This window comes from Alteromonas sp. AWQ4_252 (genome assembly GCF_056158205.1).
This window is the reverse complement of sequence record NZ_JBSWSV010000001.1, coordinates 3,757,841-3,773,186: the sequence shown is the minus strand read 5'-3', so window position 1 is coordinate 3,773,186 and position 15,346 is coordinate 3,757,841. Positions and strand designations below refer to the sequence as shown.

The 15,346-nt window shown below is 44.2% G+C and carries 12 protein-coding genes; 4 read left to right on the top strand and 8 right to left on the bottom strand.

Translation table 11 applies throughout. From position 1 onward, the window contains the following. The 3 genes from ACXACM_RS16600 to ACXACM_RS16590 are packed head-to-tail and all read left to right on the top strand — an operon-like array spanning nucleotide 1 to nucleotide 3,299. A complete protein-coding gene (locus ACXACM_RS16600; protein ID WP_474823125.1) occupies nucleotides 1-1,662 on the top strand; it encodes a hypothetical protein in 1,662 nt (553 codons plus the stop codon). 9 nt (nucleotides 1,663-1,671) lie between these two features. Beyond that, complete coding sequence (locus ACXACM_RS16595; RefSeq protein WP_474823124.1) at nucleotides 1,672-2,424, top strand: sulfotransferase domain-containing protein; 753 nt, start codon at nucleotides 1,672-1,674, stop codon at nucleotides 2,422-2,424. Nucleotides 2,425-2,429: 5 nt separating this feature from the next. Then, nucleotides 2,430-3,299: a sulfotransferase family protein gene (locus ACXACM_RS16590; protein WP_474823123.1), complete on the top strand. Its 870-nt coding sequence runs from the start codon at nucleotides 2,430-2,432 to the stop codon at nucleotides 3,297-3,299. Between the two features lie 51 nt (nucleotides 3,300-3,350). On the opposite strand, the gene ACXACM_RS16585 is transcribed toward ACXACM_RS16590, so the two are convergent. Next, entirely contained in the window at nucleotides 3,351-6,293 is a 2,943-nt protein-coding gene (locus ACXACM_RS16585; RefSeq protein WP_474823122.1) for a hypothetical protein, read from the bottom strand. A 321-nt stretch (nucleotides 6,294-6,614) separates the two neighbouring features. Here ACXACM_RS16585 and ACXACM_RS16580 point away from each other — a divergent pair, with 321 nt between their 5' ends. After that, nucleotides 6,615-7,961, top strand: a complete 1,347-nt coding sequence (locus tag ACXACM_RS16580) for an alkaline phosphatase family protein (RefSeq protein ID WP_474823121.1) — start codon at nucleotides 6,615-6,617, stop codon at nucleotides 7,959-7,961. Nucleotides 7,962-7,992: 31 nt separating this feature from the next. On the opposite strand, the gene ACXACM_RS16575 is transcribed toward ACXACM_RS16580, so the two are convergent. The 7 genes from ACXACM_RS16575 to ACXACM_RS16545 are packed head-to-tail and all read right to left on the bottom strand — an operon-like array spanning nucleotide 7,993 to nucleotide 15,331. After that, nucleotides 7,993-9,120 (bottom strand): glycosyltransferase, encoded by a 1,128-nt coding sequence (locus tag ACXACM_RS16575; RefSeq protein WP_474823120.1) that lies wholly within the window; start codon nucleotides 9,118-9,120, stop codon nucleotides 7,993-7,995. A gap of 5 nt (nucleotides 9,121-9,125) precedes the next feature. Beyond that, nucleotides 9,126-10,208, bottom strand: coding sequence for a glycosyltransferase family 4 protein (locus ACXACM_RS16570; protein WP_474823118.1), 1,083 nt, complete (start codon nucleotides 10,206-10,208; stop codon nucleotides 9,126-9,128). Next, nucleotides 10,192-11,178 (bottom strand): polysaccharide deacetylase family protein, encoded by a 987-nt coding sequence (locus tag ACXACM_RS16565; RefSeq protein WP_474823117.1) that lies wholly within the window; start codon nucleotides 11,176-11,178, stop codon nucleotides 10,192-10,194. Before ACXACM_RS16565 ends, ACXACM_RS16570 begins: the two co-directional genes overlap by 17 nt. Before the next feature lies 1 nt (nucleotide 11,179). Beyond that, nucleotides 11,180-12,346, bottom strand: coding sequence for a hypothetical protein (locus tag ACXACM_RS16560; RefSeq protein ID WP_474823116.1), 1,167 nt, complete (start codon nucleotides 12,344-12,346; stop codon nucleotides 11,180-11,182). Beyond that, a complete protein-coding gene (locus ACXACM_RS16555) occupies nucleotides 12,346-13,533 on the bottom strand; it encodes a glycosyltransferase family 2 protein (protein ID WP_474823114.1) in 1,188 nt (395 codons plus the stop codon). The genes ACXACM_RS16560 and ACXACM_RS16555 overlap by 1 nt, the downstream gene beginning before the upstream one ends. Continuing rightward, complete coding sequence (locus ACXACM_RS16550) at nucleotides 13,530-14,048, bottom strand: serine O-acetyltransferase (protein ID WP_474823113.1); 519 nt, start codon at nucleotides 14,046-14,048, stop codon at nucleotides 13,530-13,532. The genes ACXACM_RS16555 and ACXACM_RS16550 overlap by 4 nt, the downstream gene beginning before the upstream one ends. After that, entirely contained in the window at nucleotides 14,045-15,331 is a 1,287-nt protein-coding gene (locus ACXACM_RS16545) for a glycosyltransferase (protein ID WP_474823112.1), read from the bottom strand. Before ACXACM_RS16545 ends, ACXACM_RS16550 begins: the two co-directional genes overlap by 4 nt. Between the last annotated feature and the right edge of the window lie 15 nt (nucleotides 15,332-15,346).

Genomic DNA, 15,346 nt, shown 5'->3' with positions numbered 1-15,346 from the left:
TTGACCAACTACCTAGTCCTTTTTGTCCTGGCTTTTTATCTATTTTCACCGTCTCTTCGAGCGCAAGTCACAGGCTCCGCTGATACCGCGACTGAATGTGCGACAAAAGATATCTCCATAAGAGGTAATGGTAAGCGTAAACAAACAGCTTTCCCTTCAACACTGGGTGTGAGACCTGGTCAGGAAGTCCTGTCGGCTTGTCTATCTTTTAAAGGGATTGACGGATACTTTATCATTGAAAGCAGCGATGCTCAGGTGTCAATTAATAATGGGCCCTTTGAGCTGGCAGCTGGCCAAAAACTGAGAGACGGCGATACTTTACAGCTAAAAGTTGTAGCGCCTAAAAACCCTGGAAAACGCGACAGAGTTAAGCTTCACTTGAAAGAGGCTAGTCATGCTGATGAGCTTAAGCGGAGTGTATATCTGTTAATTTGGCAACTCATTGCCGTGAAAGACACTGGAAATACCGTGTTTTACGTTGGGCCTTCCCACGAGGCGAGGGAAATAAAAGAGGTCTTGCCCCGTCTCAGACCAGGAGACACTATTGTATTGGAAAAAGATGTGGTTTATCAGAGCTTTGTAGCCAAGTCTATCTCCGGGGCTAATGCCGCTCCCATTACCCTGACTAGCAATGCTACAACGGCTTCATCTCGCCCCCGTATTCAGGGCGAGGGAGGTGGTCGCAGGGATTGGGTTGTAGGCCTCTCGAACTCACATTATTGGCATCTTGATAACGTCATACTGGAAAATGGGGAAGTGTGCCTTCGAAATGAAGCCACACATACGCTAGTCAGTAGAGTGTTAATTAATAATTGTCACCATGGTGTACTAGGTACTGATAACAATTCCGGAACAATAACCATTGAAAATAGTGAGGTTAAAAATTCGGGGGGGAAAATAGAGGGGCGTGCGTGGGGACATGCATTATACATAGCAACGGATCGCGACCGTTTTCCTGGTAGTACCTTCACGCTACGTAATAGTTTTGTCCACAGCAATCGTGGGAATGCAGTAAAATCTCGGGCACAAAACACACACATTATTAATAACTGGATTGAGACCTCGTCTCACGAACAGTCTCGCTACCTGCTCGAGCTAATTGGTTACGATGCTTACGACGACAGTGAACCTCTATATGGACTGGTAGAAGACAATATTCTAGTTCATGTTGGTAACAACCATAGTGTGCGGGTTGGCGGTGATGGCACGGGCAGAAATATAGGGAAGGAGCGCTTTTCTAATAATTTATTTGCCTTCTCAAGCACGTTTTCTGGCACTGTTTTCAGGGTCTACCATGGACTGGGGCGGCTCGAAGCTGAAAATAATCTTTTTCTATTACCAGATACGAACGCTATTTTGATCCGTGATATGTTAACCGCAGATCAATGGACTAATGGAAAGCCGTCAGTCTATTTTAAGAATAACCAGGTGAGCAAAGTGGGAACCCTTTATTTTCAGGGGGAAGCAGATGCTGATCTTTCCGGTGAGTACTTCTCAGACGTGTTGCTTCAGGATGAGACGATCGATACTGTAAAAATCGATATGTCGGACAGTGAGTGGTTCGTTAATCTGAATAAGATGATGCACAAGTACAAGTGGCATAGTCTAAAGAGTTTTTCGAAACGGCCTGAGCCAGACACCTACATTTTAGCGACTGACTAGACTACGAATATGACAAAAAAAAGAATAGATTTCATTGTGTGTGGTGCACAGAAGTGTGGAACCACTGCACTTGACTACATATTGCGCCATCATCCTGATATACAAATGGCTGAAAAAAAAGAGTTGCACTTTTTTGATACCGAAAGACATTTTCGTTTCCCTCGGTTTACTTATGGCAAATATCATAAATCATTCAACATGCAAGATGATAAAATGCTGGGTGAAATAACTCCTATTTATACGTATTGGACGCCCGTCGCTAAACGACTGAAACAATATTCTCCCGCATTAAAGTTAATTTTCATCTATCGTGACCCAGTACTGCGTGGTTTTTCTCACTGGAATATGCAGCGCAAAAAAGGTATCGAGCCTCTTGATTTTCTTTCTGCATTGCAAGCGGAAGAGTCTCGAAAACAACAGTACTTACCGCAGCAAGATCAGCTTTTTTCATATCTCGACAGAGGCCGCTATTTTCAGCAAGTAGATCGGTTCTTACAATATTTTGACGCATCTCAGATGCTGTTTTTGAAGTACGAGGATTTTCTGGCTGACGGTAAAGAAACTGTGGATAAAATATGCTCATTTCTCTCTGTCAGTAGAGATTTTGAATGGGAAAATAAGTCGGTATTCGCGGGAGGTTATAGCAACTTACCTGACGATGACGCTATTTCGTATATGCAAGCACATTTGCAAGACGATACTCAACAGTTAGAAGCTCAATTAGGGTGGGATTGTAGTGATTGGTTATCAAAGAAAGGGTAATGGACATGAATGATCAACCTGTCATTATTGGTGGTGTAGGGGGAAGTGGCACTAGAATCATTTCCGAGGCATTGATCCTCATGGATTTTGATATGGGGCATACGCTAAACCATGCTAGCGATAACCTGTTGTTTACATTGTTATTTAAACGAAAACAGTGGTTGTTAGATAACATTCACAATGATGCTGTTGTTAGGCCTGTTATCGAATTATTCTGCCAATTGTCAGGCTATAATACGAGTCTGGCATTTAAGAATAAGCTTCTTTTTCTTCGTGTTTTTTTTGACTGGATGCGAAATAAAGAAACGGTATCGGGGCTGGGACGACGGTTCGCGTACAAGAACGCACAAAAGGTATTCAAGAATCGGAAAAAAAGCACGTTAGAAGCAGATAACTGGGGCTTTAAGGAACCTAACTCCTGGCTGTTTTTACCTCATTTCAAAAATATGTTCCCGAAATTGAAGTATATCCACACTATTCGGCACGGTGTTGATATGTCATTAAGCGAAAACCAGCAACAGTGTATTAATTGGTCAAAAATAGTCTTGGGAGAAGAGGTTTCAGCAACGGATTGCACGCCGCAGAAGTCACTTAAATACTGGCTAAAGGCCAATGAACAAGTGATGAACTTCGGTGAACAATTACCTCCAAATCACTTCCTTGTCGTCAAGTTTGAAGATTTGTGCGAGAAACCTGTTGAAACCATGGAACGCTTGATTACGTTTCTTGATGTAGAGATAACGCCGCAAATGCGCGAAGCTGTGCTAGCACTCCCCCAGGCATCAAAATGTAAGCACAAGTTTACGAATGAGATAATCAGCTCTTACGATGAGACTGATTTGCGTGCCTTGGAAAGATATGGTTATGCGGTTTAAAAATAGCAGTGGAGCGGCATAGTTGCCACTCCACTGTAAACTTTGGTGTTCTTAGAATGAACCCGTATTTGCTTCACAGTCCTTGGTAACTTTAATCAGCGATGACTTTTCAACAGGCCGTGCATTTGGTGCTTTGTAAGAGACATTCATATATTTCAGAGGGCTATTGAATTGCAATTCACCGTTGAATGCTGAGCCGGAAGAACCGAGCTGAAGCAAACTGTTTTGATCATCTACTATGAGCGATTTATCTTCATAGTCTATTTGAACGGCTTCTACTACGTCGGTTTCTGCATTATCAAAATACGCTGATGACGAAAGGTATTCCTTAATGAGTGTTTTGCGTTTTTCACTATTGGTCGAGTTAATAATTGCATCTGTGGGTAAGACATTATTATTTACGAATATGGCTTCTTCACCGGCCGCCCAACGTTCTTTTTTCACGTTATCACGAATAAGTGTATAAGTGGCATCCTGGTTTTTTTTCACAAATACGTTGTTCTGCAATCCTACTGCGGTCATCTTATGGTCGAGACGTAGAAATGAGTATTGATCAGAGTCTGTCGCATGAATAACAGTATTATTCGTAAACCTGACGATACCATTAGAACCTCCAGTACCATCACTGCCTGCGCGAATGGCATAGAAGTCCTTGCCCAACCAAAATAGATTACCTGACACATCCTGCTGGATGGGATGGCGTGTTTCCACTACGGGACCAATCAGTTCAAGTGCGTATTTTGCTTGCTCAAGATTGTTAACTTCCACCCAGTTGAAATAGAGTTCGAGTCTTTCTGCTCGCGATTTAACCGTATTCCCCTTATTGCCGTGCAGGAAGCTATGTGTAATTTTTAGCTTGCTGTCAGGGAAGCGATACTGGTCAGTTGCGACATAGATTGCGTGACCCCATGGCCGGCCTTCGTGCTTGCCTCCTGCGTCGGTAATTTCAGACTGATTGATAGTTAAGCTGCCTGAAAGAGAATCGGTACCCAGTATGCCATGTACTTTGCAGCCGTGAAGTAAGACATTCTCTAAAACGATGTTATGGGATTCATGACGGAAACAAATAGTGTCCGCCCCCGTTATTTCGATGTTCTCGAATCGGATACTGTGTGAACTACGTACGCCAATCGTCCAGGGCCAACGACTGTGGTTACCCGCAAATACAGGGCGCTGACCATCTACCTCAATACCCCTTATTACAATTGGGTTGGCCTTTGTTCCGCTGATGTCTTCAAGAATAAATGGCGCGTATTCATATCCGCCTTTCACATTAATGATATCACCAGCAACAAGCTGTGAAGCTAAGTCCTCTATTTGTTTATATTCACCGTCAGGGCTCAGGTGCCATTCTTGAGGAGCACGGCCGGTATTCGCCGTCTGTACATCCCATTTTATAAAGAAGTTATCTGTATTATCAGCTAGTGCTGATGGCGTGACCCGAATTCGCTGTGTTTGAGATAGACCGTGAGCTTTTGGCGTGCTGTAACCCAGAACGATTTGGTCACCGTTAGTGACTTCTGTTTCTGTTTGGGTAAAAGCGGCGCCATTGACGGAGTACCATGCATCGCCAACAGAACTCAATACTGCATTGGTTTCCATACCCGCTATTTCAATACATTCGGACGCAGTAGCTACGCCAGGCTCTATTTCAAGTGTTGATGATAACATGGTGCCAGTTTGAGAACGCTTGCCATTAGAACGAATGTACAAATCAAGTGCTCGACACTGACTGAAATAAGTTGCGTCGGGAGTTAGTGAGATGTTTGCTGGTGCCTTAGGCTGTGTATCGGAGCTATCTTCTCCGTTTTGATGTTTAATGTCTTCGGAATTTACTGTTATCCAAGACAATCCAGTTGCGCTACCGTTTGTGTCTTCAAATGTGCCACTATAAGCAAAAGTTCGGCTATTCTTATCCTCGATTTGCACGAGTGATATCTCATCACCGTTCTTAAGGTCAATTGGTTGTGTTTGTTGAATTTCACCATTTACAGATACACTGATTCCTGACTCTTCGAAAGAAAGTGAACCCGATTCGGCTACTGAAAGACACATAGATTCAACGAATGGTGAATCTTCGCTTTCAACAGAGTAAGGTATATTGACGACACTACCCGCAGTAAGTGATGCACAGGTATTTTGAGTTAAATGGTTCTCTGTTAACACTCTCCAGCGAAAATAAACTTGTTGTACAACGCTATTATCGTCGAAATAGGAAAGCTCGAAACGGAGGTTTTTACTATCACCACTTACGGCTGAAACTGAATAGTTCAGTGCAACGGTCATATTTTCGTGTATTTCTACAGTGTCTACAGTTTGTAGCGAGCCGTTTATAACTATCGTCTCCGAACGATAAGGCTCAACAAATGCTCCCGCTGGAACATTTACAAATTTTACGCAGTCGCTGGTTACCGTGTCACCAGGTACGCCTTCAAGTAAAGGTTCGAGCTCCTGGCCTTCAATTTTCTCTGACATATCGACTATCTGACAGCTTTCGCTAACATCTTCGCTGTCACTTACTGTCGTGTTTGATACTGTATCGAAGGTATTGGTCAGGATGTCTGATGTGCTGACAATTTGGTTAACATAAACGCGCTTTTGTGAGCTTGGATAGGTGTCAGGAAGCTCACCGACAATTCTATAGGTGGTTTTAGCACCAGCGGTTTCGGGAGAGCGCGCTTTCAGTTGCAGAGTAGTGCCGGACACAAGAGAGAAAGGACTAGATGAAAACTGATTGTCATTTACTGAAACCAGCATATCTCCCTGAGGAGAAAATAGTATTTCTGGGTTGCCCGTTACCACTTCAACACACTGGGAAGTGAATACTTCACCTGCGACAACGTCTGAAAGTGGGGGAAAACTAAATCCGTTTATATAACCATCCTCGTTGGTTGAAAGCGATACAGCTTCACAGCTTCCTTCTGTAGCATAGACGGTCAAGGGGGCTGACGACATCATCAGCGAAATAGCGATGGTTAATGTACGGATTTTCATAACAACGTTATCCTCGTGCAAATTACAGGTGAAAAATAACCCACAATCGATCTTTTTAAGGTATGGCTAGGTATACCTATGTTGGTAAGGATTTGGTCATCTTAGACAAGTTGTTGATAACAAGGAGGTCAAATATCGCGAACTACAAAATAATTATGCAGAAATTAGCTGTGGGAGCGGCTAAACCTTGTGAAAGGCAAAAAAATACTGGCGCTCAGCGCGAAGTAATGATTTGATAGAATGTATAAGAAGTCATCAACTCTCAGGGGATGTTGTCCTTGAGTGGCGACTTAATCAGGATGGTCTGCCGAGAATCATATTATGGAAAAACAAAACGTCATTTTGCTCGAGTTCAACGAGCTATGTCCGCCTCTATTGGAAAAGTTTATTGCAGAAGGGCACTTGCCTAACTTTGCTAAATTGTACTCAAATGCTACGGCTTACACTACGGATGCCGGGTGTGATGTAGAGTATCTTGAGCCATGGATCCAATGGGTTACATTGCACACGGGTTTGCCTTTTGAAAAGCACAAAGTGTTCAGACTAGGGCAGGCTCAAAACCTCGAGCACGATAGTATCTGGGATACGCTGTCTAAAAATGGCAAAGACTCCTGGCTATGCGGTAGTATGAATGTGCGCTGGGATGCCAAAGATAACAATATTCTTGTGCTGCCAGATCCATGGAGTATCGACGTTGAAGCGTCGCCTAAGGAATTACAGCCTTTTTACAATTTTGTGCGTGCCAATGTACAAGAGCACACTAACACTAATCATACGTTGTCACTAAAAGACAACCTGGCGTTTCTGTGGTTTATGATGCGCCACGGTCTCAGTATGTCTACTATAAAGCGCTTGTTTGGCGTGGTGTTTAAGCAAGTAACTAAGGCCGACGATCGCTGGAAAAAGGCCACCATTTTGGACTGGTTACAGTTTGACGTTTTCGCCCACGTATACAAAAAACAAAGACCGAGTTTCTCAACATTCTTTTCTAACAGTACGGCACACTTTCAGCATAAGTTCTGGCGTTACATGGAGCCTGAACGCTTTCCTATGAAGCCTTCGGAAAAAGAAGTTGAACTCTATGGAGATGCAATTCTCTATGCGTATAAAAATCACGATGCCCTTATAGGGAAAGTATTTGATATGGCTGATGCCAATTCAACTATCATTTTGTCGTCTGCGCTAAGCCAACAGCCGTACACGGAAAAAGATGAAGAGGGTGGAAAACGCTTTTATCGACCGCATAAAATGGAGTCTCTTATTGATGTCTTTGGCTTGCAGGGCGTGGAGAAAATAAGCCCTGTGATGTCACATCAGTTCCATGTCATTTGTGAGTCAGAAACGGCCGCTGAGGCTAACTACAACGCCCTTAAAGCAGCATCTTTTGACGGCGAGAACCTGTTTTCGCTGAGGTTGGAAGGTAAAGATGTATTTGGTGGTTGCCGTATCTATCAACCAGTGGCTGAGAGTGCAACTTTTTCTCTCAATGAACAAACTTTGGCGTTTTCTGATGTATTCTATTTGGCAGACAACCTCAAAAGTGGCATGCACCACCCACATGGTGTGTTTTGGGTTTATAAAGCGAATAATGCCTTTGCTAAACCTGAATCACTATTACCGCTGGAAGACACCACTGGTGTTATTTTAAAAGAATGCGGTATCGCCTAAGAGAGTATTAAGAAAGGCCTTCGGGCCTTTTTTAATGCCTGTCAAACAACGCCAGGATAGCAGACACGTTGTTATCCCAATTCAAGTGGGAAATAGATTGCCGAATAGCGTTTGGTTCCCACTGTTGTGAGCGAAACCGTGTAATTCCCTCAGTGATGTCATTTGGTGAGTGGCTGGCTAAAATAATACCGTTAACCGCATCTTTTAAAATTTCTGGTACGCCACCTACAGGGGTAACTAAGGCTGGTACGCCGCTGGCCAGTGCTTCAATCATCACGTTGGGCACGCCTTCACGATAGCTGGGCAGAATTAACGCATCACTCTCTCGCATAAGTTCAGCAATGCGCTGGTGGGGTAAAGATCCGTGAACAGTAATGTGTTCACCCAGTTGACGGTCAGCGATGAGAGTATGTAATCGCTCCATTTCTGCGCCTTTGCCCGCTACGTTAAGATGTATATTGGGGGAAGTGTGCCGTAAGGCGTCTATACTATCAACTAACTCAAATATGCCTTTGGTGGTTATTATTGTACCCACGAAGAGCAGTTTACACTGTTCGTGATCCACCAAATTACTTTCTTTCAATGTGAATCGATTTACGTTTACGCCGTTGTATACCGCTTTGGTGCAAACTGTGTGGTCATACTGCGTGATCACATCTGCCATCGCCTGACTTTTGGTCACCACGCAAGTAGCGCGCTTAAATGCTGACAGCATTTGCTTGCGTCGGCCAGCTTGCGCCGTATGCACGTTGATGTCACTGCCGTGGCATTGAATAACAAGCTTAAAGCGGAATATTTTTTGGAACCAGGCAGCGCATACACCGTCGGGATACGCCCAACTTGCTAATACTTGTTTAGCAAAAGCAAACTTGAGTAGTGGAACCACGCAAATCAGTGCAGACAGAAACAAAAACAACGGGTAGAGACGCCGTCCCGTACCCGGTGTGTAAAAATAAGGAAAGGTCGTAACACCTTCTGGCTGCTTTTGCCTTTTTAAAATGCGATGTTTAAACCACTCTGTAAATGGCACTGGTACAAGGTATGACACTTTTACTTTTTCAGCCATACATTGGGTTTGCTGATAGTTAAACGCAGCGCGATTTGGGTCCCAGGTAACCGGGTACAAATTAGAGAAAAATAAAATTGCGGGCGTTGCCATGTTAATTACTGCGCTCCAATAAACGGCTCGAGATAGATATCAGATACCTGCTTAACGCCAAAATTGCTTGATACATAAGCGTAGGCTTTGTCTGCCAATTCATTGTATAGCAATGGTTGAGTAGCCATTTTGTTCATGCAGGAAGAAAGCTTTGCTGAGTCGTCAACATCAATGAGTAAGCCGGCACCGCTTTGTTCAATTAGCGCAGGAATAGCGCCAACACGGGTTGAAACAACCGGCCTTCGGCGCGCCATTGCCTCTAGCAATACCATAGGCAGGCCTTCAGTATTCGAGTTGATAAGCAAGCAATCGAAGGTGTGATAGATGTCGTCTTCGTTAATGACGTTGCCGTAAAATGTCACCATGTCAGAGAGGTGATACTCAACAACTTTCTTTTCCAGGTATTCTCTCTGAGGACCGTCGCCAAAAATGTGCAGTGTACCTGGGTTGCTTGAGACCCACTTGGCAAAAACATCAATAACTTTATCAATCTGCTTTAAAGGCACTAACCTCGCCACCATACCGAAGCGAAAAGGGGCTTCAGGAAGACGCCTGGGAGGTAATGCGTCTGAAGCAGGCACGTAAACACCATTTGGGACTACGGTAACGTTAGCGGGCGACCAGTTATAACGAGATTTTACACCATCGCGAACCCGTTCACTTACCGCATAACGGCCTTTTAAATAGATGTTTGCAAGTTTATGGGCTAGCTTCATGCCACCTAAGCTGGCGGAATGTTCTCCATGCATGGTGTATATGACTTTTTTTGTCATCAGGTAGAAAAAAAGTGGCGATAATGCCCGTATAACGGCAGGTGAGTGGATATGAATAATGTCGAAGCGCTTCAATACAGCCCAGGCTTTGTATAGCCGCGATAGCATATTTCCCTGAATAGAGTGATACTCAATATCCGCATTTGCGAGTATTTGGGTAAATGGGTCGCTTGGGGAGCCAAATGACAACACAGCAACTTTATGACTCTGTTGAGATTGAATTCGAGCCAGATTCACCGCACACTTTTCAGCGCCGCCGACATGTAAACTGCTTACAACATGCAAAATGCGAAGCGAGTTAATATACGGGGGCATAGGACACCATTTTTTTAAAGCTGTCTGCTGTCATCGAGGGTTCAACTGGGAAGCGATGCAAGTCGTAGCACTTTTCGTTAACGTGAGCATTGATACCCGGTCTGAAGTTGAAAGCCAATTTGTATCCTGAGGATTTAAGTGCATCAATTACGCCGTTATTATAGGTAGATTGATTCCCTACAGGATAGCTAAATGCGTTAATTTTTATACCCAGGTGCTCTTCGAGCAACTTTTTTGAGTGTTGCAGTTCAAAGAGAATTTCCTCATCAGTAAGGCTTGAAAGAATATAATGGTGATGAGAATGGGCGCCAATTGTCATACCGCTGCTATACATTTCTTTTAGCTGCTCCCAACTGACGAACTCCGGGGTAGGGTAAGACGTTTTTAGACTGGTAAGTGACTCCAGCTCTTCAATTTGATTCTCGAGGCTTTGTCCGGACGCCTTTATCTCTTTTAATACCAGCCTGATAAATTGCTTGATGTCGCCTCTATAGCTGACAGAGTTCTCCCATTGGGTAAGCTTAATCGTGGATAACGCACTATTTTTAAGTAGGAAAGCCACTTTATCCCACCAAGGAAGAATACTGTTCCCTACCAAACCGGTGGCAATAAAAAAAGCGGCCGGTACCTTGTGGGCTTTGAGAACAGGAAACGCCTGATGGTAGTTATCGGCATAGCCATCATCAAAAGTAATCGCCATACAGCGACGATTTTTCAGTAAGGAAGGTGAAGCAATGATGTCAGCGACATCTTCCAGGCTAACCATATCAAAATGTTGTTTGAAAAAACCAATATGGGAATCAAGTTGCGATTGCGTACAAGAGTAGACGTTAGGATCGCCACTCGCTTCCCTGTAATCTCCAACGCGATGCAGGTTTACGCTGTACAAACCGTAAGGGGCTTGCTTCCAGCGACGTTGATCAAGACCGATCAACGACTCAAACTTCATCTGAATCCGCTTTAAATCCACGTTACATCCTTCTAAATGTGGGCTTCGGCAGTATGTAATCTCTGTAATCGTTCGGATTGCCTGACTCACCGGCTTCCGCTGCCTTGGTAATATTGTACATTTCTCTGGCACTGACGTAGTGCAGCTTATAGTGCTCACCATCGTTATATTTTGTAGTGAGATGTGTATGCATTGATTCCACGGGTTTGCCAAGTAAGCAATCCATATCAATATCCTGAGCGCCGTGGGTATGAATTTTTATGAAAATCCATTCTGGCCGGCCTTTCACGTGAATATGGGTATCGACCCAGTTATCGACCCGGCCAGGCGTGGGTTTGCAGGTTTCACGAATATCTGCACGTTCAATTTTGGGTAGAATGCCAAATTTAGATTCTTCTTTGTTAAATCCCAGGGGGCCTTGCAGCATCAGCATATCGCCCCAGGCTGAACCATTCACCTTCATTTCCCGCCCGGTGTCGTATGACTTGGGTTTATTTGGGTCGTCTTTGGCGTAATACAGTGTATTAGGCATGGAAGGCTGGGTGGCATCCGGAGATGGGAAGGTGAAATCAGCGTAACAGCCCGTTTCACGCAACACGATTAATTCATCGTTCACACCGCACCACTTACCCTGAGGATGGGAATTATCCAACGCCCAGTTGCCGTGAATAAACGCATAAACCGGTTGTTGGGTTTGTGGATCTATTGCAAGTGCGCCATGATCATTGTGCAAGGTTTGAGCAAAATTACTTAAGGTTTTCCGTAAGTTGTCGCTGGTATCGTCTTCGTGGTGTAAGTGTATTTCTATCTCGCCAAACCCACGATGGCAAAGGTCGGATAACTTGGCCAAGTGTTCATGGCGGTATTCTTCTTCAGGGAAGAAGAAGGAGTGTTTGGGGTGATAGCCATCAGCATCGGTAAACTTGCTCGCCATAACCGGGTAATCACGCATCCAGCGATCAACCCTTTCACGCTCTAACTCAATATTGTCCTTGTTTTTCCACTGTGGCTCGTAGTGATCGACAAAACAAAACATAACGTGAATAGGCCCGTCTATATCAGATGTAGACGGCTTTTTTCTTTTGATGTAGCCAACTATCCAGGTGTGCATATCTTTTTTGTAGATAAGTGCCAGGGCTGCTGATACGACGCAAACAAGCGCAAACAAAAATAAAAACACAAATATCATCAGCGAGCAGTCCTCTCCCAAGTGGCTGTTTGTCGGGTTGTCAGGAATCTAACAAACCCTCGACCTAGTGAAATGTTCATAGAAACAAAAAAGGTAATTAAGTTTATAAGTGTTCCGGCTTTTCCGGTTGCTTCGGCTTTGCCGGCGGCCCCGATTACGAACAGACCGTAAAATAAAATTTGCGCAATAAACAGAAAAGCATATGTGCTACTAAAAAAACTCAACACCAGATTACTTAATAATGCTATTAACATAAAGTGGGGAACAAACCAGCGCATGACTTTGTGGCTAATGTAGCTAAAGCAACGGGCTCCAATAAGCGGATTTAGTGCCCATAAGAGGCGCGACATAGCCTGATAATTGCCAGCACCAATACGAATGCGTCGTGACGCTTCCTCAGTCAGATTTGGCGCAATTTCTTCTGTGGCTCTTGCCTCTGGATTATATGTTAATCTATAGCCCATTTTCGCAATATTCATGAACACGCAAAAATCGTCAATAATGGTATCAGAGGGCAGTGGGCGATAAAGCTCGGTGCGAATGGCATAAATTGCGCCATTGGCCCCTAACATGGCATCAATGCGGTTTTCATGAAATTTAAGTACTTGTTCGTACTTCCAGTAAAGACTGTCTTTGTTTTTTCCCGAAAATGGGTCAACGAGCTCAAGTTCTCCACACACTGCGCCTACATCGTCGTGTTTGAAGTCGGCAACTAAGCGCAAAATAGCATCTTTATCGAAGAACGTATTGGCATCTGAAAAAACACAAATTGGCGTGTCCACCCGGGTGAGCAAATCGTTTAGCACATTTATCTTGCCGCGATTCTCCTCGAACAAGTGAATTTGCATTTGCGGGTGAGATGTAAATTCAGCCAAAATGACATTGGTTTCGTCAGTACTGCCGTCTGAACCAATAAGAATGTTCAACTTGTCTGTTGGATAATCCAATGACAACAAGTTTTCGACCCGTTCGCGAATACATTTTTCTTCATTGTAGGCAGCAATCACCACGGTGACCGAAGGCGCATCGAAGTCTGCTTTCCGGCGACTGTCTTTTTTTAATACAAATCGTGTATCGCGCACGGCTTGGGTCAGGCTACTTGCTAAAATTAACACCACAGGATACAGGAAGTAGGTATATCCGATTATAAACACGGAGCACCAAAACAGGGTTTCAAGAATCGTCATGATGGCATTCTCGCCTTTGCAGGAATACCTAACGCAGTGCAGTTGGCAGGTAGATCTTTCACGACGACAGCATTCGCTCCTATTTTGACGTTGTCTCCAATGGTGACATCACCGATGATTTTAGCACCGGCACCGACAAAAATATTGTTTCCAAGTACCGGTGAACAACCTTTCTCATCGCCAATAACCACACCGCTTTCAATAACGATATTTTTGCCTCCACGGACTTTACTGTTAATCACCACGCCGATGGGGTGCATGAGTACTAAGCCTTCGTCAAAGGAGGCATTAACACCAATAACGCAGCCGTTAAACCACTTGTTCAGTGTTTGGAAGATCATAGCTAAAGGTTTTGTTATTGACCGTGTCGCGAACCAGTTTGACAGCCTGAACATAATATTTGCGCCTGTGCCGTCAACGACAAACAATCGAAGCGTGGAGACAGACGCACCATCAGCCTCAAACACCCGCTGTTTTTGCTTAAGATCTGTTTTTATCAATTCAATGGCTTTCACTGGGTATTCTCTCGTCCAATCCAGAGACCAAACGCATCAAAGACCCGTTTTTGCTCTACCTGCATTATCCGCTGTTCTTCTGGCTTTGCAATGGTTGCCAGTGGGCTTCGTTCTAATGTGAAAATGTCTTTAGTCCAAGGCTTGCTATGCTGTTCATGCCACTGCTTAAGTTGAGTGTTTAAATATTTGACACTGCCCTGATATGTGATGCCATTGTCGAGTAGCCACTGTCGGGGCTGGTAATTACTGGCGTTGTCAATAAATTGCTGCAACTGGCGGCCCATGTCTTTATTTTTCAATAACACGCCGGTTTGTTCATTAACAAACTCCTTGGAGCCTAGCTCTCCATCTTCCAATACGGCCACAGGAACATTTGCTGCCATTGATTCCACGACAACAACACACGACCCTTCGCGCTTTGAAAAAATGGCTGTAGTTTTACTTCGTGACAGGAATTCGGTGATTTTCTCGTAAGGCTGAGGCCCTGCAAATTCAATCATATGAGCCACGCCGTAAAGGTCCGCTTCTTCTTTTATACTGTCCAGCGTGCGGCCAGGTTCCTCTTGTCCGATAAGCGTTACACGAATATCACTGTCGAGCTCAGACAGGGCTTTAAACAGAGCAATATGCCTTTTGAACGTGCCGTAGTTGGCAATTACCAACAGGTCTATGTCTTTGTCCTCGAAAGGGCGGAGCTCAAACTTTTCAGTGTTGACCCAGCTCGATGCATATAAATGCAGAGAAGTGAGTTTGTGTGAAATCAGCAACATATAATCGTGGTCGACGGGATTACTGATAGTGGTGAATAACCCATCATCTAATATCCGAGGCATGGCAAAAAGAGCAGGAGAGTGGGGCGGACTCCAGCTCGGAGCAAAAACGATAATAAATTGTTTCTGTAATGCGCCGAAGTCGCTGGCGTTTAGCAATCGAACAAGGTGCTTTTCGAAGCTAACGTAAATAACGCCTTTTTCATCCTCGCTGGTAAAGGGCTTAATAATAATCCCTTTTGATATAACGTGACTGGTTTCACCGTACTGACTTTTTGCCCATGCAGAAATATCGTTTATCTTGTCAAGTTGTGTATTAATACGAGGGCTCAATTGGTCCTCTGATGGCGAAAGCAGAGAAGTCGCCCCTTTAAAATAATAAGCGAGTTTTTCACTGTCATTGCTCGCACGGTCCCCTTTTCTGGTAAACCAGCAGCGAAATCCATGACGAACCAGAGGGGCATACCGTAAAGTATCAGCCCACTCTTTCTTTGCTTTTGTTATTAACTGCATAGTGTCCGGGCCGGT